At 71.2% G+C, this 17,204-nt stretch carries 17 protein-coding genes; 9 read left to right on the plus strand and 8 right to left on the minus strand.

Going from position 1 to position 17,204, the window contains the following annotated elements; genetic code table 11:
* Window positions 1-31: 31 nt before the first annotated feature.
* Window positions 32-871: a SigB/SigF/SigG family RNA polymerase sigma factor gene (locus ACFU97_RS12505; RefSeq protein WP_384254562.1), complete on the plus strand. Its 840-nt coding sequence runs from the start codon at window positions 32-34 to the stop codon at window positions 869-871.
* Window positions 872-906: 35 nt separating this feature from the next.
* On the opposite strand, the gene ACFU97_RS12510 is transcribed toward ACFU97_RS12505, so the two are convergent.
* Window positions 907-1,806, minus strand: a complete 900-nt coding sequence (locus ACFU97_RS12510; RefSeq protein WP_384254565.1) for an NAD-dependent protein deacetylase — start codon at window positions 1,804-1,806, stop codon at window positions 907-909.
* Between the two features lie 106 nt (window positions 1,807-1,912).
* On the opposite strand from ACFU97_RS12510, the gene ACFU97_RS12515 reads away from it, so the two are divergent.
* A complete protein-coding gene (locus tag ACFU97_RS12515; RefSeq protein WP_384254567.1) occupies window positions 1,913-3,139 on the plus strand; it encodes an MFS transporter in 1,227 nt (408 codons plus the stop codon).
* 2 nt (window positions 3,140-3,141) lie between these two features.
* On the opposite strand, the gene ACFU97_RS12520 is transcribed toward ACFU97_RS12515, so the two are convergent.
* Window positions 3,142-3,705 (minus strand): carbonic anhydrase, encoded by a 564-nt coding sequence (locus tag ACFU97_RS12520; protein ID WP_384254570.1) that lies wholly within the window; start codon window positions 3,703-3,705, stop codon window positions 3,142-3,144.
* 272 nt (window positions 3,706-3,977) lie between these two features.
* On the opposite strand from ACFU97_RS12520, the gene ACFU97_RS12525 reads away from it, so the two are divergent.
* Window positions 3,978-4,508 carry a WHG domain-containing protein gene (locus ACFU97_RS12525; protein WP_384254572.1) on the plus strand — a complete coding sequence of 177 codons (531 nt, stop codon included), beginning with the start codon at window positions 3,978-3,980 and terminating at the stop codon, window positions 4,506-4,508.
* Window positions 4,509-4,532: 24 nt separating this feature from the next.
* Here the strand turns inward: ACFU97_RS12525 and secD are convergent, their stop codons facing one another.
* The 3 genes from secD to ACFU97_RS12540 form a co-directional block, all read right to left on the minus strand.
* The gene (secD, locus tag ACFU97_RS12530; protein WP_384254718.1) at window positions 4,533-6,812 is read right to left on the minus strand and encodes a protein translocase subunit SecD; all 2,280 of its coding nucleotides are present in this window, start codon (window positions 6,810-6,812) and stop codon (window positions 4,533-4,535) included.
* 501 nt (window positions 6,813-7,313) lie between these two features.
* Window positions 7,314-7,991 carry a response regulator gene (locus ACFU97_RS12535; RefSeq protein ID WP_384254575.1) on the minus strand — a complete coding sequence of 226 codons (678 nt, stop codon included), beginning with the start codon at window positions 7,989-7,991 and terminating at the stop codon, window positions 7,314-7,316.
* A 2-nt stretch (window positions 7,992-7,993) separates the two neighbouring features.
* Complete coding sequence (locus ACFU97_RS12540; protein ID WP_384254577.1) at window positions 7,994-9,028, minus strand: HAMP domain-containing sensor histidine kinase; 1,035 nt, start codon at window positions 9,026-9,028, stop codon at window positions 7,994-7,996.
* A gap of 321 nt (window positions 9,029-9,349) precedes the next feature.
* Here ACFU97_RS12540 and ACFU97_RS12545 point away from each other — a divergent pair, with 321 nt between their 5' ends.
* From ACFU97_RS12545 to ACFU97_RS12565, 5 genes are all read left to right on the plus strand, one after another.
* A complete protein-coding gene (locus ACFU97_RS12545; RefSeq protein WP_384254579.1) occupies window positions 9,350-9,661 on the plus strand; it encodes a TraR/DksA C4-type zinc finger protein in 312 nt (103 codons plus the stop codon).
* Between the two features lie 129 nt (window positions 9,662-9,790).
* On the plus strand, window positions 9,791-10,165 hold the full coding sequence (locus tag ACFU97_RS12550; RefSeq protein ID WP_384254582.1) for a TraR/DksA family transcriptional regulator: 375 nt from the start codon (window positions 9,791-9,793) through the stop codon (window positions 10,163-10,165).
* 83 nt (window positions 10,166-10,248) lie between these two features.
* On the plus strand, window positions 10,249-10,986 hold the full coding sequence (locus ACFU97_RS12555) for a hypothetical protein (RefSeq protein WP_384254720.1): 738 nt from the start codon (window positions 10,249-10,251) through the stop codon (window positions 10,984-10,986).
* A 206-nt stretch (window positions 10,987-11,192) separates the two neighbouring features.
* The gene (locus ACFU97_RS12560) at window positions 11,193-11,762 is read left to right on the plus strand and encodes a hypothetical protein (RefSeq protein WP_384254723.1); all 570 of its coding nucleotides are present in this window, start codon (window positions 11,193-11,195) and stop codon (window positions 11,760-11,762) included.
* A 60-nt stretch (window positions 11,763-11,822) separates the two neighbouring features.
* Window positions 11,823-12,944: a lipid II:glycine glycyltransferase FemX gene (locus ACFU97_RS12565; RefSeq protein ID WP_384254584.1), complete on the plus strand. Its 1,122-nt coding sequence runs from the start codon at window positions 11,823-11,825 to the stop codon at window positions 12,942-12,944.
* A 39-nt stretch (window positions 12,945-12,983) separates the two neighbouring features.
* Here ACFU97_RS12565 and ACFU97_RS12570 read toward each other — a convergent pair whose 3' ends face one another.
* Window positions 12,984-13,985 carry a hypothetical protein gene (locus tag ACFU97_RS12570; protein WP_384254587.1) on the minus strand — a complete coding sequence of 334 codons (1,002 nt, stop codon included), beginning with the start codon at window positions 13,983-13,985 and terminating at the stop codon, window positions 12,984-12,986.
* A gap of 138 nt (window positions 13,986-14,123) precedes the next feature.
* Complete coding sequence (locus ACFU97_RS12575; protein ID WP_384254589.1) at window positions 14,124-14,909, minus strand: helix-turn-helix domain-containing protein; 786 nt, start codon at window positions 14,907-14,909, stop codon at window positions 14,124-14,126.
* A 253-nt stretch (window positions 14,910-15,162) separates the two neighbouring features.
* On the opposite strand from ACFU97_RS12575, the gene ACFU97_RS12580 reads away from it, so the two are divergent.
* The gene (locus tag ACFU97_RS12580; protein ID WP_384254592.1) at window positions 15,163-16,005 is read left to right on the plus strand and encodes an alpha/beta fold hydrolase; all 843 of its coding nucleotides are present in this window, start codon (window positions 15,163-15,165) and stop codon (window positions 16,003-16,005) included.
* Here ACFU97_RS12580 and ACFU97_RS12585 read toward each other — a convergent pair.
* Window positions 15,980-17,188, minus strand: coding sequence for a phosphatidylserine/phosphatidylglycerophosphate/cardiolipin synthase family protein (locus tag ACFU97_RS12585; protein ID WP_384254594.1), 1,209 nt, complete (start codon window positions 17,186-17,188; stop codon window positions 15,980-15,982). The two genes, ACFU97_RS12580 and ACFU97_RS12585, sit on opposite strands and share 26 nt — an antisense overlap.
* Window positions 17,189-17,204: the final 16 nt, after the last annotated feature.

Below are 17,204 nucleotides of genomic sequence, written 5' to 3' on the forward strand. Positions count from 1 at the left end.
GCCGCTTCGGATACAAGGGAAAGGCTCCAAGATGACGCCGGTGTTGACGACTGAGGCCCGTGCGCAACAGCTGTCGGAAGTCGCCGATGCCACTCACGTTGCTCCGAAGGACGCCCGCGAGCTGACCCGCCACTTCCTTGCGCGGCTGGCCGTCCTGGAAGAGGGCACGCAGGAGTTCCAGTACGCGCGCAACACGCTGATCGAGATGAACATCTCGCTGGTGCGCTACGCCGCCGCGCGGTTCCGCAGCCGCGGACCGCAGGAGATGGAGGACATCGTCCAGGTCGGCGTCATCGGGCTGATCAAGGCGATCGACCGGTTCGAGGTGGCGCGCGAGGTCGAGTTCACCTCCTTCTCGATCCCCTACATCGTCGGCGAGATCAAGCGCTTCTTCCGTGACACGTCCTGGGCCGTCCATGTGCCGCGCCGGCTCCAGGAGGCCCGGGTCCAGCTGGCCCAGGCCACGGAGGAACTGAGCAGCCGTCTGGGCCGGACCCCGACGGTCGCGGAGCTCTCGCAGCTGATGAGCCTGTCCCCGGAGGAGGTCATCGAGGCGCGCGTGGCCTCCAACGGCTACAACTCCTCATCCCTCGACGCCGCCATCTCCAGCAGCGAGGACGGCGAAAGCGTCCTGGCCGACTTCATCGGCAGCCAGGACGCGGCGCTGGAACTCGTCGAGGACTACCACGCGTTGGCGCCGCTGATCCACGACCTCGACGAACGCGACCGCCTGATCCTGCACCTGCGGTTCGTGGAGGAGCGCACGCAGGCGGAGATCGGCGAACGCCTGGGCATCTCGCAGATGCACGTCTCACGCCTGCTCAACCGTCTGCTGGCCCGCCTGCGCGAGGGCCTGCTGACCACGAGCTGAGGTCATCGCACCGGCTGGGTGTCCCCGTCGGCTGGTCAGGCCACCGCCTGGCCGTCGACGGCGATGCCCAGCCGGTCGGCCACGGTGGTGAGGGTCGCTCCCAGCGGGAGGGCGACCCGCGCGAGGGCGTGCTTGTCGCCGCGCGTGGGATCACGGTTCACGATCAGCACCGGCTTCCCGGCCTCCGCCGCCTGCCGGACGAACCGGAGCCCGGACATCACCGTCAGCGAGGAGCCCAGGACCAGCAGCGCGGACGCCTCGCGGACCAGCGCGCGGCACTGCTCCACCCGCTGCGGCGGAACGTTCTCGCCGAAGAACACCACATCCGGTTTGAGGATGCCGCCGCATGCGGTGCAGGGCAGCACCCGGAAGTCGCCGACCTGGTCGTCGGTGAGATCGGCGTCGCCGTCCGGGTTGATCCCGGCGGCGACGGGAGCGAAACCCGGATTGGCCGCCTCCAGCCGCAGCGCGAGGTCGCTCCGCGGAGTGGGGACACCGCACGCCAGGCAGCGCACCCGGTCCAGGCTTCCGTGGAGTTCCACGACGTCCTCGCTGCCGGCGGACTGGTGCAGTCCGTCGACGTTCTGGGTGATCACACCCGAAAGCAGGCCGTGCCGCCCGAAGGCGGCCACGGCCCGGTGCCCGGCATTGGGGCGTGCACGGCCGAACGTGCGCCAGCCGAGGTGACTGCGCGCCCAGTACCGCCGCCGCGCCGGATCGCCGCCCGTGAAGTCCTGGTACGTCATCGGGGTGTGCCGGCTCAGGCTCCCGCCCTCGCCCCGGTAGTCCGGGATGCCGGACTCCGTGGAGATGCCGGCTCCGCTGAGGACCAGCACACCGCCGGCGCTCAGCACGTCGGCGACCGGTCCCGGATCCGTGCTGCCCGCGGGCAGCTCCTCGGTAGGGGTCCAGCTGAGGGTGGGGCGCATGCGCATGCCACAAGGGTACGGGACCGGCTCGTCCTCGATCCGGAAGTGGGCCAGGGAAACAACCCAGGATTGGGCCTGATCAGCGATCCAATAAGACCGTACGGTCATTGTCATGACCCATCGATCCGGACGCCTGCTGGCCCTCGCGCAACTCGCCAACTCCGTCGGTGACGGCGCCTATTACGTGACCTCGGCGCTGTACTTCACCCAGGTCGCCCATCTCGCTCCCGCACGGGTGGGGCTCGGGCTGACGCTCGCATGGGGAGTCGGTTCGCTGGTCGGGGTGCCGCTCGGGCGGCTCGCGGACCGGCGCGGGCCGCGCGGTACGTCCGTGCTGCTGGCGCTGGCCACCGCGGCGGCGATCGCGACGTTCCTGCTGGTCTCGGGCTTCGCGGCCTTCGTCGTCACGGCCAGTCTGTACGCCGCCGCCCAGTCGGGGCTGGCGGCCGCGCGCCAGGCCCTGCTGGCGGCTCTGGTACCGGCCGAGGAGCGCACGGGGCTGCTGGCCCGGCTGCAGTCGACGCTCAACGGCGGACTGGCGGTGGGCGCGGCCCTCGGTGGCGGCGCGCTGAGCGCCGGGACACCGGCGGCGTACCGTGGCGTGCTCGCGCTGGACGCCGTCTGCTTCCTGGCCTGCGCGGTGCTTCTGCTACGCCTGCCCGCCGTGAAGGTCGCGACCGCCGCCACGGCGTCCGCCGGAACGCGGCGGCTCGCGGTCCTCGGTGACCGCCCGTACGCCCTGCTCACGCTGCTCAACGCCGTGCTGTTGCTGCGGCTGCCGCTGCTCAGCCTGGCGCTCCCGCTGTGGATCACCGAGCGGACCGGGGCGCCCGCCTGGCTGGCCTCGGGGCTGTTCGTGCTGAACACCCTCGCGGTGACGTTGTTCCAGGTGCGGACGGCGAGGGCGGTCACCGGGCTCGGCAGTGCGCTGAAGGTGCTGCGCCGGTCCGGGCTGGTGATGCTGGCGTCCTGCGCGGTGTTCGCGCTGTCGACGGGGCGGTCGGCGTGGCCGGCGGCCGTCATCATGGTCGTCGGCGCGGTGCTTCAGGTCGTCGCGGAGATGCAGCAGTCGGCGGGCTCGTGGCAGCTGTCCTTCGGCCTGGCGCCCGCCGACCGCATGGGCGAGTACCAGGGCTTCTTCGGTACGGGCGTGACGGTCGCCCGGACGTCGGGCCCGCTGGTGGTGACGACGCTGCTGCTGGGCGGGGGAGCGGCGGGCTGGCTCGTACTGGGCCTGCTGATGGTGGCCGCGGCGTACGCCATGGGGCCGGTCGCGCGCCGGGCCGCCGCCGGTTGCGCCATGCCTCGACCGCTCGCCGAAACGGTGCCGGCCGGCTGAACCTACCGCCGATGGGCGCCTGTTGTGGCGGCTCGCCGGGGGTGCCCGGCATCGGTCACGGTCGTCACACGGCCCGTCTCGATGTCGAGCACGTGCCCCGAGACGGAGACCGCGGGAGGCGCGAGCGGCGAGGCGAGCAGGCGCTCGACATCCTCCCGGACCGTCCGCTTCGGTTCGGCCACCTCGGACGCGCCCAGTGCCGCCTCCGAGACGCCGGTCGCCTGAGCGGCCCGGCGCAGGAACTCGGGGTCGGCGAGGAACCCCGTGCCGCACTGGGTGTGGTGCAGGATCGCGACCTCGAAGAGGGGGCCGGTCGCGCCGAGCAGTGACTCGGCCAGGAAGGCCAGATAGGAGACGTCGTTGATCACCGACTCGGTGACGCGTCCGCCCGCGTTGCGGATGACGGGTGCGTCGCCGGGGCGGAGTCCGAGGAGGGCGGCGGGGTCGATGCGGTGGTCGAGGCAGGTGACGAGGACCAGCCGCGCGGTGGGCAGGCCGAGCGGGACCGGGGTGTGGTCACGCGCGAACCGTTCGTTGTGGTGGAGGAGGGGAGCCAGCCTGGTCATGGTGCTTCTCCGTCCTGCTGACGGCGGGGCCGCGGGGCGGCGAGGTCTCGCGACGCGTTGGTGGACGGTGTCCACTTTAGCGAGCCGGGTGGACGCCGTCCACTATTGTTATTCTGGCGCTCGTGACGCCTGATCGAGCAGCAGCATCCGCAGCGCCTGCAGGACCTGCATCGCCTGCGACGCCCGCGCGGAAGCGGCGGCCGCGCGGCGCGGTACGGGACGGGCTGGTCGCGGCCGGGCTCGAACTCGCCCGCAGTGGAGGTCCGGACGCCGTGGTGCTGCGCGAGGCGACGCGGATCGTGGGCGTGGTGCCCAATGCCGCCTACCGTCACTTCGCCGACCGGGACGAGCTCCTCGCCGCGGTGTGTGCGGCGGCGATCGGTGAGCTCGCCGACCGGATGGCGGAGGGCGTGGCGAGCGTGACCGGTCGGCGCGGCGATCCTGTGTCTGCGGGCGAGCGGCTGCGGGCCGTCGGCACGGCCTACTTCGCGTTCGCGCGCGAGGAACCGGGCTGGTTCGCCACGGCGTTCGCGCTGCCGCAGCAGCACGCGTACCCGACGCAGGAAGACGTGTCCGGGGCGGACCGCTCGCCCTTGGGTCAACTCCGTTTTGCCCTCGACGAATTGGTGGAGTGCGGCGTACTCGATCCGGAGCGCCGGCCCGGGGTCGAATACGCCGTCTGGTCGACCGTGCACGGCATGGCTGTCCTGGCCGGTCAGGGGCCGCTGCGTGAGGTGCCGGCCACCGATCGCCGACAGCTGGAGGAGCGCGCGCTGCAGGCGATCGGCGACATGCTCACGTAGTCCGCGAGACGTCAACTCGACCGTTCAGCAACGGGTTTCGCGCCGATGGGCCTGGAGCTCGAGGGCGACGGGGACGGCCGTGAACACGGACGAGTACGTGCCCACCGCGAGCCCGATGAGGAGGGCCAGCGCGAAGTCGGTGAGCGAGGATCCGCCGAGCACGGCGAGGGCGGTGAGGATGAAGGCGGCGCCCATGCCGGTGCTCACGGTGCGGGGCAAGGTGTGCAGGATCGCTTGATTCGCGATGTCCGGCAGTTGCCTGCTGAGGCCCCGGCCGGTTCCGCGGCTGGGGTCTTTGCCGGAGCCCTTGCGGGACAGTTCGCGGATGCGGTCGAAGAGGACCACGGAGTCGTTGACCGAGTAGCCGACGACGGTGAGCAGGGCGGCGACGAAGACCCCGTCGACGGGTTTGCCGAGCCAGGCGAAGACGCCGGTCAGGACGAGCACGTCGTGCGCGAGGGCCGTGACGGCGGCGGTACCGAACAGCCAGCGGAACCGCGCCGCGAGATAGACGAGTTGGGCTCCGAGAGCCACGGCGAGCGCGATGAGGGCACCGCGGCGCAGCTCCTCGCCGAGGCTGGGCCCGATCAGTTCGTCGCGAACCTTGTCCGCCCCGTCCGCCAGGTCGCGCACGGCGGCGGTGACCTCGGCCTCCTGCGCGTTGGACAGCGCCCCGGTGCGCACCGTCAGCCCTGTGTCGCCGGACGACTGCACGACGGCTCGGGGAAATCCGGCGTCGGTGAGAGCGGCGCGAGCCCGGTCGGGATCGACGGGGGCGGCGGTGGCGTACTCGATGAGGCGGCCGCCGGTGAACTCCACGCCGAGATCGATGCCTCGCACCGCGATGCCGGAGCCGGCCAGGATCAGCCCGGCCGCCGCAACGGCCAGCCAACGGCGCGGGTGGCGCATCAGTTTGGGATTGCGGCGCGTGAGACGAGCGCGGACGGCCCCCGTCGTCGCGATGCCGGAGAGGCGAGGCCGACGGCGCAACCAGGGGCGGCCGGCGGCGAATTCGGCCAGCACGCGGGTGATCACCAGGGCGCTGAACATGGAAGCGAGCACGCCGAGGCCGAGCGTGACGGCGAAGCCGCGCACGGGCCCGGAGGCGAGGAAGAAGAGCAGCCCGGCCGCGATCAGTGTGGTGATGTTGGAGTCGGCGATCGCGCTGAAGGCGTTGCGGAATCCGGCGGCGAGCGCCGAACGGGTGCTGGGGCGGCGACGGGCCGTGTACTCCTCCCGGGCCCGTTCGAAGACCAGCACGTTGGCGTCCACGGCCATGCCGATCGCCAGGGCGAATCCGGCCAGCCCCGGCAGCGTCAATGTGGCGCCGAGGGCGGCCAGGGCGGCGTAGGAGATCAGGCCGTAGCAGGCCAGGGCGACGGTGGCGAGCGCGCCCATGAGCCGGTATACGACGATGATGAACAGCGAGGTCAGGGCGGTGCCGATGGCTGCGGCCCAGACGCTGGCGGTGATGGCCTCGGCGCCCAGGGTCGGGCCGACGGTGCGCTGTTCCACCGTCTCGACGGGTACGGGCAGCGCGCCGCCGTTGATGAGCAGGGCCAACTCACGTGCTTCTTCCGGGTCGAAGGAGCCGGTGATCTGGGTGGCGCCGTCGCGGATGCCGGCCTTGCAGCCGATCGAGGGTGCGACCTGCGGGGAGGAGATCACCTTGTCGTCGAGGACGATGGCGACGCGGCGTGCCGGGTCGCCGGGGGTGTGGCAGGCGGCGTCGCCGGTGAGCCGGGCCCAGCCGTCGCGGCCGGCACCCGCGAAGTCGACGGTGACGTGCCAGCCGGCGCCGCTCTGCTGGTCGAATCCGGCGGCGGCTCGTTCGACGTGTGCGCCGGTCAGCGCGGGCGCGCCAAGGCGCAGCCGCGTGCCGGACTCGTCCGGAAGCACCCGGTCGTGAGGCCGTTTCGGGAGCGGGCGGGAGTCGGTGCCGGTGCCGGCGTCTGTGCCGAGTACGGGGTGGAAGGTGAGCTGTGCCGTGCGGCCCAGGACGTCGACGGCCCTCTTCGGGTCCTGTACGCCGGGGAGTTCGACGATGATCCGGTCGTCGCCGGAGCGGACGAGGGTGGGTTCGGCGACGCCGAGTGCGTCGATACGGCCGCGTAGCACCTCCAGGGCGCGGTCGGTGGCCTCGCGGCCCGCGGCTGTGGTGGGCGTGGGACGGGTCTCCAGCACGATCTGGGTGCCGCCGCGCAGATCGAGTCCGAGGCGGACCGGCACGGCGACGGCGATGTACAGCGATACGGCGATCACGGCGAGGGCGAGCAGCGCCCTCACGCGCGCGGAACGGGGCAAACGGGTCAAGGGAAGGCCTCCGGCAGGAGAAAGGAGAACGTGGGTGTCAGGTGCCGGAGGAAGCGGGTGGCGCCCGGTCGCGGTCAGGCGTCGGGATCGGCTCGGGGGAGGGGATGCGCCGGGTTGTTGACGGGTGGGGTGCGGGCCGGGGTGGGCTGAGGACCGTGTCGCCGGCGGGGGCGGGGGTGAGGTGGTTGCGCGGGCTGGGGTGTTCGCCGTGGGGTGTCTGGCGGGTGGCGGTCGAGAGGGTGCAGGCGGTGTCGCACGCATCGGCGACGTGCGGACCAGGTGCACGGTGGTCGCTGGTGGCTGCGGCCGAGTTGGTGATCTGTTCGGTCGTAGCAGCGGTTGGCCGTGCGGTGGCGAACAGGGTTGCCAGCAAGGCCAGTAGGGCAGCTGTCGCCAACGTGGCAGTGCGGGAGTGGGTGCGCCTGGTGGCGGGGGAGGGGCGACGCGGGTGGTGCATGCGCGCTTCCCCCAGTCGTTTGTCGCTCGAGTTGGTCAGGGTTCGATCAGGCCGGCACGGATGGCGTAGCGCGTGAGCTCCAGACGGTCGCGCAGTCCCAACTTCTGCAGGAGGTTGGCGCGGTGGCGCTGAACGGTCTTGATGCTGATGAACAGCAGGTCGGCGATCTCCTTGGAGGAGTGCCCCTCGGCCACCAGCTTGAGGACCTCCTCCTCCCGCGGGGTGACGATCTGGTCGGGGGTCTCCTCGCCGTGCCGGACCCGGTTGAGGTAGTTGCGGATCAGGGCGGTGACCGCGCCGGGATACAGGAAGGGCTCGTTGCGCATGGCCGACCGGCAGGCCTCGACGAGGTCCTGGTCGGCGACGGACTTCAGCACGTAGCCGCTGGCACCGGCCTTGAGGGCCTGGAAGAAGTACTGCTCGTTGTCGTGCATGGTGAGCATGAGGATCCGTAGACCCGGCTGCAGGGCGGCGAGTTCGCGCGCGGCCTGCAGCCCGGTCAGGCGAGGCATGGCGATGTCCAGGACGGCCAGGTCGATGTCGTGGGTGCGGGCCAGTTCGATGGCCTCGGCGCCGTCGCCCGCTTCGGCGACCACGTCCAGGTCCTCTTCCCGGTCGAGGATGAGGCGGACGCCGCGGCGGACGAGGGCGTGGTCGTCGGCGAGGAGGATGCGGATCGTCCGGGTGGTCGTGGTGGGAGGTGTGTCGGACATCGTCACGGCTGCTTTCTGAGGATCGGCGCGGTGAGCTTGACCTGGGTGCCGGTGCCGATTCCTGTGCCGGTGGCGGTGCTGCTGCCGGTGGAGGGGCCCGTGCCCGTGCCGGCGCCGAGGCCCGCGTCCGTACCCGTGCGGGCTGGCGTGATCTCCAGATCGGCCTCGATGAGCAGGGCCCGTTCGCGCATACCGCGCATGCCGGCGCCTTCGCGAGGCGCGCTGATGCCGCAGCCGTCGTCGGTCACGGCCAGTACCACGCTGCCCTCGGTGCGCCGCAGGTCGACGACGACACGTTCGGCGTCCGCATGGCGTGCGGCGTTGGTCAGCGACTCCTGGGCGACCCGGTAGAGCACGAGCTCCGTCTCCGGGTCCAGCATGGGCAGTTCGGCGTCGAAGCGGCGGGTGACCCGCAGCCCGGTGTGGGCGGCGAAGTCCTCCGTGAGCGAGGTCAGGGCGCTGACCAGCCCGAGGTCCTCCAGCACGCCCGGCCGTAGCCGACGTACCAGACGGCGGACCTCGTCCAGGCTCTCCCGGGTGATCTCCTGCACCTCGTGCAGCTCCTTGAGCAACAGGTCCGGTGCGTCGTCGGCCGCCCGCTTGAGGCCCAGCAGGATCGCGGTCATGCTCTGGCCGACCTCGTCGTGCAACTCCTGTGCGATACGGCGGCGTTCGGCCTCCTGAGCCAGTAGCACACGCGCACTGCTCGCGGCCCGTTCCTGCTCCAGCCGCTCCAGCATGGCGTTGCACGTGTGGATCACCTTGGCGACCTCGCCGCCCCCGCGGGCGGGCAGACGCTGGCCGGGGCGCAGGAGGTCCACGCCCGCCATCAGCTTGGCGAGCCGGTCCAGTGGGGCCAGTCCCAGCCGCAGCAGCGCGGCGTTCGCGACCAGCATCACGGCCAGCCCACCGATCAGGATGATCGCCTCGGTGAGCACCACCGGCACGGAGACCGTCACGGGAGCCCACAGCAGCAGTGCCGTGGCCATGCCCAGCACGACGGCGTTGAGGGCGAAGATCCGCCAGAACAACGGCACCGGTCTCGCTCCTCCACTTCACCTCGCCAAAGGCCACCTCTCCGGTCGGGCACCGTCCGAACGTCGTTCGGGTCGACGGTGGCGGGGCGCTCGGGTGAGCCTGTGGCCAGCCTGCCCTCGGCCCGAACGGTCGTCCATGGGCCCTGACCCCCATTTCTGCGGACCGCGAGCACCCATGCCGGCGCTGCCCGAACCCCTTGTCCGCGGCCCGGCCGTATGGCCCCTCCGCCCCGGCGGAAATGGGGCCTGCGCCCGATAGGGATCCGCCGCGCGCACGGCCAGGCTGGAAGAGACCCCTCCCGCCGAGAAGAAGGAACGACCATGACGCTCGATGTCACCCGGGCCGAGTTCCACCTGCACGAAGCGCGTCAGCGCCTCGAACACGCCCGCACCTCACGGATGGCGCAACTGCGGGCCCTGGGCGAGACCGGGCAGAGCGCGGACGATCACCTGCTGTCCGAGCAGCGGAGCGCGATGCACCGCGTCCTCAAGGAGATCGACGACGCCTTCGCCCGCATCGCGGACGGCACCTACGGCACCTGCCTGGGCTGCGCCAGGCCCATCCCCGCGGAACGGCTGGAGATCCTGCCGTACACCCGCCATTGCGTCCCGTGCCGGAGCCGGACCGCCTGACCACCGGCCGTATCAGCTGTCTCCGCCTGTCCGAGGTAGGCCCAGCCCCACTAGGACCCGCCCCAGGTAGGCCCTGTCCCAGAAAGGCCCTCTCCCAGGAAGGGCCCTGCCCCACGAAAGGGGGGTGACGTGGTGAAGCACCAGACCATCGGACACCGTACGACGCACCTGTCGGCCGACGATCTCGCCGCACTGCGGGAGAACCTGCACGAGCAGCGGCTGTTCCGCCAGGAGCAGCTGCGCCAGCTCGCCGGGCCGGCCGGTTCGCGCGCCGAAGAACGGCGCGAGCAGCAGGCCGCTGCCCAGATCGAGGTCCGCGTCCAGCTGGCCGCCTCCGCGCGCCTGGTCCTCACGGACGTCGAGGCCGCGCTGCACCGCATGGACCGGGGCACATACGGCACCTGTCACCTGTGCCGGCACCTGATCGCCCTCGACCGGCTGACGATCGTGCCGCAGGCCCGGTACTGCGCCCGCTGCCAGCAGGTCAAGGAGGCCGTACGGTGACCGGAGCCCTGGAGCCGTACACCCCTGCCGCCCTGCGCCGGCCCTGGCCGCCGTGCCGGCGCTGCTACGGCATCGCCCTGGACATGGGGAGTGCCCGCACGCGCGCGTGGATCGCGGGACGCGGTGCGCTGGTCGACGTGCCGACCGTGGCGCCTCCCGGCAGGGGCGCGAGCCGCCCCATCCGGCGCGGCACGATCGTCGACACGGAGGGCTGCTCCCGGATGCTGGAGCGGCTGCTCGCCGATCGGCTGCCCCAGCGCTTGCGCCCGATGGTGATCGTCGCCGCGCCCGTCCTGGACGGTCTCGCCTACCGCGCCCAGGCCCGCGCCGCGGTCGGCGTGCTGCGGCCGCGCAGTGTCCTGACCGTGCCCGGCGCCCGGGGCATCGCCCTGGCCGCAGGGGCCGACACGTCCTGGCCACTGCTCGTACTGGACATGGGCGCCCATCTGACGGAGGTGGTGCTGCTGTGCGACGGCGCGGTCACGGACGCACGCACCACCGCGCTGGGCACCAGTGACCTGGACGAGGAGACCACGCCCGAGCAACTCGCCGAGGCGGTGGCTCGGATGCTGACCGCGATGCTCCGGCAGGACCGCAGCTCCGTCACGGTCGACGCCCTGCACCGCGGCGTGCTCGTGGCCGGAGGCGGCGCACTGCGCCCGGAGGTCATGTATCACCTCACCGGCCGACTCCACGCGCCGCTGCGGGTCGTCCCCGCCCCGCACACGGCGGCGGTCCGCGGTGCCGCGAAGCTCCTGCACGCGGCGCACGCCCACCCCTCGGCCTGCGGTCCCAGGCCACGTGAGCCGCACCTCAACTAGGCGCAGCGGCAAGCAAGTTGCGTGCCAATGCGCGTACCGACCAGTGCACCGATGCGCGCACATATGCCCGTACCGATGCCGGCACAGATGTCCGTACCGATAGCCGTACCGATTCACGTGCCCGAGCGGTCTGCGTCGCCGAAAGGAGGAACACCGTGCCTGCGCGCCTGCCCCCGCCGTCACCACCCACGGAGCTGCCACGGCTCATGTTCTGGCGGCTACGACGCAACCCCTTGCGCCGCCGGACCGACCTGACCCAGGCCTGGATCGGCATCGGACTGCTCGCGTCCGCCCTGGCGGCCACACCGCCGGCGATGTTCCTCGTCGGCGACACGGCTTACGGCCACTACAGCCGCATCGCCCAGCAGCAGACCGCGACGCGCCACCACACCACCGCCACGCTCCTCGAGAACGCCCGGCGGCACCCCGAGCCCGGCTCCGCCGAGGCCAGAGAGACCCGCTACCCGACGAAGGTCCGCTTCGCCGACCCCCACGGCCGCGCCCGCACCGCGACCGCCGACGTAGAACCGGCCCTGCCCAGGGGCAGCACCATCCGCATCTGGGCCGACACCGACGGGAAGATCACCGAGCCACCCCTGAGCCCCGACCAGATCCGCAACCGCGCCATGGGCTCGGCGCTCGTCGCGGCGCTCGCCGTCCACGCCGGGGCGGCCGCCGCATACGGCACCGCCCACCACATCATCCAGCGCCGCAACCTCGCCGCATGGGACAGCGAGTGGGCACGAACGGCGCCCCGTTGGCGTACGTCGCCGTAGGCGCGCATGTGTGGGCAAGATGTGATCGACAGGAACTGTGATCACAGAGGAGCAGTGCGCATGAGCTACCGCCTGAAGGCGATCACCCGCGAGGAGCATCTGGCCTTCGTGACGGCCCGTTCCGCGGCGAGTCACATGCAGGTTCCTTCCTGGGGCGATGTGAAGCCGGACTGGCGGGCGGAGAGCCTGGGATGGTTCGACGAGGCGGGCGGCCTGGTGGGCGTGGGGCTGGTGCTGCTGCGTCCGTTGCCGAAGCTGAAGCGGTACCTCGCCTATCTGCCCGAAGGCCCGGTGATCGACTGGGCGGCCGCCGATCTGGAGCAGTGGCTTCAGCCGATGCTCGCGTACCTGAAGCGGCAGGGCGCCTTCACGGTGAAGATGGGGCCGCCCGTCGTCGTACGCCGCTGGAGCGCCGAGGCGGTCAAGACCGCGATCGCCGATCCGCAGGCCCGGTGGCTGCGCGACGTGGAGGCCACCGAGCAGGAGCCGCACGCCCTCGACCTCGCCGACCGGCTCCGCCGTATGGGCTGGCAGCAGACCGAACCGGGCAGCGAGGACGGGTTCGCCGCCGGCCAGCCGCGCTACGTGTTCCAAGTCCCCTTCGCCGGACGCTCCTTGGAGGACATCCACCGCGGTCTCAACCAGCAGTGGCGCCGCAACATCAAGAAGGCGGAGAAGGCCGGCGTCAAGGTCGTCCAGGGCGGCTACGAGGACCTTTCCGCCTTCTACGACCTCTACGTCGAGACCGCTGAACGGGACCAGTTCATCCCCCGCCCGCTGGCCTACTTCCAGCGGATGTGGACCGCACTGCGGGCCGAGGACGCCAACCGCATGCGGCTCTATCTCGCCCATCACGAGGCAGACGTGCTCGCCGCAGCCACCATGCTGACCGTGGGGGAGCACGTCTGGTACTCCTACGGCGCCTCCACGAGCCGCAAGCGCGAGGTCCAGCCGAACAACGCCATCCAGTGGCGCATGATGTGCGACGCTCACGAACTCGGCGCCGCCGTCTACGACTTCCGCGGCATCACCGACACCCTGGAGGAGAGCAACCACCTACTGGGCCTGCTCCGCTTCAAGTCCGGCACGGGTGGCTACGCCGTCGAATACCTCGGCGAGTGGGACTACCCCCTCAACAAGGTCCTCCACAAGGCGCTCGACCTGTACATGTCCCGCCGCTGAGCGGGGCTCGTGTGGTGGTTGGTCGGGACAGTGCGGGCGTCACATCCCCGGGGCGTTGGGCCGGCTGACTCCGCGTGACTTCGGCGGGTCGGTCCGCGGACTTGGGGGGACGCGCCGTGGATGGTCGATCGTGGGCTTACGGCGATCGACGGAGTTGGGTGTGGGTGGGGTCGGTTCCTCCACCTGTGGCACGGCGGGCAGCCTGGGCCGCCGACGGGGGTCGGAGGGCGGAGGCGTGACCGACTTGCGTCCAGGAACGGCTTTCGGCGATGGAGGCGGCGGGGTCGGCGGCGGCGAAAGGGGTCCGCCGGGCGCGTCAGGCCCAGTGCTCGGCGGGGTCGCGGCTCCGTATGCGCGCATTCTGCGCCACGGCCCGCGTCGGCGGAGGTCAAGGCCGCGCGCCGCCGGAGCGTCCGGCTGCTGCCGGGGCGCCTGACCCGGGTGGTCCGGTCGGGCGGTCGGCGCTTCAACGCGTTGTCGCGTCGCGTCCGGCGGACGCGTCAACTCCTTTGCACAGGTGGCGAGTTGCCGCTGAAGGTTCATCCATCGCCGAGCCGCCACCGCTTCCGCAAGCATGCCAGTCAGGTCGTCGACGAGACCCACGACCGGTACGGATATCGCGTACACGAGGAGCTTGCTGAACGCCTTCGCCCACAGATGTTCGGCGTCCCCGGTGAGTGCACTCACGCATGCCGCTTCGACACCCGCCGGGCTGCCCGTCAGAGTTCGCTCCACGGAGGCCGCGAAGAACAGCTCGGGCAGGTCGCGCTTGTTTCCCGGCCCCTGCGGGTTGCGCAGCTCGTCCAGCACTCCGATCACCGCGGCCCCCGCCTTGACCACTGCGGGCCCACTCCACCGACGCGGATCGCCGGTCGGCCCTTCCAAGGGAAGGATCGCCGCCAACTCCTCGTACACGTCGGCCACTTCGAGGGCCAGCTCTTTCACGTCGCCGCCGGGAGCGGGCGTGGCGTCGCGCACGGCGACGAGGCGCTCCCTGGCCCACCCGGCCATCGCCGCGTAGTCGTAGTCGTGGTTGTCCACCGCGAACCCCCTCGTTCGTCCCGACCCTCCAGACTGCTCGCACGGGCCGGTTCGCGGCAGGGCGCACAGCCCGCGTACGCAGATCTGCTCGACGTGCGCCTGCGCGCCTCGGCACAGCAGCATCCGAGCGCCTGAGCCTCAGCGTGGCGTCGCCGTCCCGCCCCGGTACGCATCGCGCCACGCGGTCGGCGGCATCCCGGCCTGGCGGCGGAAGAAGGTCGTGAAGTTGCCGACGTCCTGGAAGCCCAGACGCCGCGCACAGGAGCCGACAGAAAGATCGCCGTGGGCAAGCAGTCTCTTGGCTTCGAGCAGGACACGCTCGTCGAGAAAGGACTTCGCGCCGGTGCCGGCCGCCGCGCGTGTCGCGCGGGTGAGGGTGCGCACGTCGTAACCGAGGGCCTGCGCGTACGCAGAAACGTGGTGCCAATCGGTGAAGTGCTCCTCCACAGCGGCGCGGTAGGCACGGAACACGTCCGTGAATCGGTGGTCGGCCGCGGTCTCCTCGACCGACGCGTCCCCGGCGGGAAGCGCGCGCAGGATCAGTGCCGAGAGCAGATGCGACAGCACCGCCGGAGACGCAAGCCGCGGCGACCGTCCCGCCGCATCATGCTCATCGCCCAGGTGTTCCGCGGCGAGCAGCGCAAGATCGAAGCGCTGCTGATCCACATTCCAACCGGCCGGAACCCCGGCTTCTGATGCGGTGAAGCCGGCCAAAAACGTGGGCCGAAAGAGGATCAGCGGACCGTCGCAGGCATCGACGTCCGTCCAGCGGTGCACCACACCCGGCCGGATCCACACCGCGCTGCCTCGGGCCAGGCGATGGTCGCGGAAGTCTGCTTCGTGAGCGCCGGTACCCGAAGTGATCAAGGCGAACACGTGGAAGTCGGGGCGCTGCGGACGTTCGCGATGCCCGTGCGTGTCCATGGTGCGCAGTGCTTGGAAGCTCAGGACCTCCACACCGTACGGCGACCCGATCGCAGGCAGGTACCTCAGCTGCCGTACTGCACCATGTCCGTTTTCCACAACAGGCGTGCCTCTTTCTCGAAGAGCCCCCACGCTACGCCCCCTACGGTCGAACGCATGCCTGGCGAACAGCTCAGGCCACCCATTCGAGGACGCGTCAGCACCGGATGCACCAGCCGCATCGGTCGGCGCACCAGAAGTGAGAGGTGTGAAGATGAGGGAAACCACAAGAACCGTACCTGTGGCTGGTGGGGCCCTTGAGGCACACGTCACGGGTCGCACCGGACCACCCACGCTCGTGTTCGTCCACTACTGGGGTGGTTCCGCCGACACCTGGAACGGAGTGATCGGTCACCTGCCGCCCGAGCAGGCGACGGTCCGCTTCGACCAACGCGGCTGGGGCAGCGCACGCGCGCTGCCCGGGCCGTATCACCTCGACCAACTCGCCGACGACCTGGCGAGCGTCGCGGACGCTTGCGCGCCGGGCCCGTACGTCCTCGTCGGTCACTCGATGGGCGGCAAGGTGAGCCAGCTCGTGGCGGCCCGCCGTCCGGTCGGTCTCGCCGGCCTGGTGCTGGTCGCCCCCGCGCCGCCGATGCCGCCGGCCACGATCACCGAGGAGTACCGGACGAACCTGTCCCACGCGTACGACTCACCGGAGACGGTGAGGCATGCCCTGGACCATGTCCTGACCGCCGCGCCGCTGCCCGCGACGATACGCGCCACGACCGTGCGCGCGAGTCTCGACGCAGACGCTGCCGCCAGGCAGGAGTGGCCGCTGCACGACATCGCGCGGGACATCACGGATGCCGTACGCGACATCGAGGTCCCGGTCACTGTGCTGGCCGCGGAGCACGACGTGGTGGAACCGCCGTCGGTCCTGCGCGACTACCTCCTGCCGCACATACCCCACGCGACATTCCGCACCGTGCCTGCCGCCGGCCACCTGCTCCCCGTCGAGGCACCTGCTGCCGCGGCGGCGGCCATCGGTGACTTCCTCGCCGACCTTCCGAACCGGGAGGGTGCCTCGCCTACAGAAACCGCCGGATCGGCGTGACCGCGGCCTCCTTGGCCAGTTGGAGTGCCGCCCGTCGCCTCCACCGGCTGAGGTCGATGTCGACGCTGTGCTTCATGTCCTCCTCGAAGTCGCGGTCGAGGGAGGCCGTGAGCGCTTCGTCCAGGACGGCGAGCATGACCTCTTCGTCGTGGTTCATGGAGCGCCGGTTGAAGTTGGTGGAGCCGATGAGGGTGGCGACCGAGTCGACCGTCATGATCTTGGCGTGCATCATCGTCGGCTGGTACTGCCTGATGCTCACGCCCGCCTCCAGCAGGCGGGTGTAGTGCTGCTGTCCGGCGAGCTGGCAGGCGCGCTGGTCGGTGTGCGGGCCGGGCAGGAGGATCTCCACGCGGACGCCGCGGCGCGCAGTCCGGCACAGCAGGTCGATGAAGTACCGGTCGGGCGCGAAGTAGGCGGTGGCGAGGCGGAAGCGCTCCTCCGCGGAGGTGAGCATGACCCGGATGAGGGTCTGCATGTCCTGCCAGCCGATGCTGGCGGAGCCGCGCACCACCTGGACGACCGACGAGCCGGGCTGGCTGTGTTCGGTGAACCGGTCGCGGTCGTCGAAGAGTTCGTCGTGGCACTCGGCCCAGTTCTGCGCGAACGCGGCGGCGATGCCGTCGACGGCCGGACCGCGCACCTGGACATGGGTGTCCCGCCACTCGCCGGGATTGCGGGCATCGCCGCACCATTCCTCCGCGATACCGACGCCGCCGGTGAACGCCGTGTGCTCGTCGACGATGAGGGCCTTGCGGTGGCAACGGTGGTTCTGCTTGAACGGCGACAGCCAGATCGGCTTGCGGAACCAGGCCACCTCGACGCCGGCGGCGTCCATGAGGTCCAGCAGGTCCTCTTCGATCTCCTTCGCCCCGAAGCCGTCCAGCAGCAGGCGCACCCGCACCCCCGCACGGGCCCGGTCGGCGAGCGCGTCGGCGAAGTCGCGGGCGATCTGACCGCGCCAGTAGACGAAGGTCATCATGTCGATCGTGTGCTGAGCGGAGTGGATCGCTTCGAGCATCGCGGGGAAGATCTCGCGGCCGTTGCGGAGCGGCACGAGCTCGTTTCCTTCCGTGGCCGCCACGCCGATCAACCGCTCGAGGCGGCGACGCAGACGCTGCTTGCGCACCTCCACGTCAGGGTGGGTGCCACTTTCGGCGGGTGCCGGTGTGCCGTCGACGATCAAGCGAATCTCCCGTTGA

This window comes from Streptomyces sp. NPDC057616 (genome assembly GCF_042800575.1).
Lineage (GTDB): Bacteria > Actinomycetota > Actinomycetes > Streptomycetales > Streptomycetaceae > Streptomyces.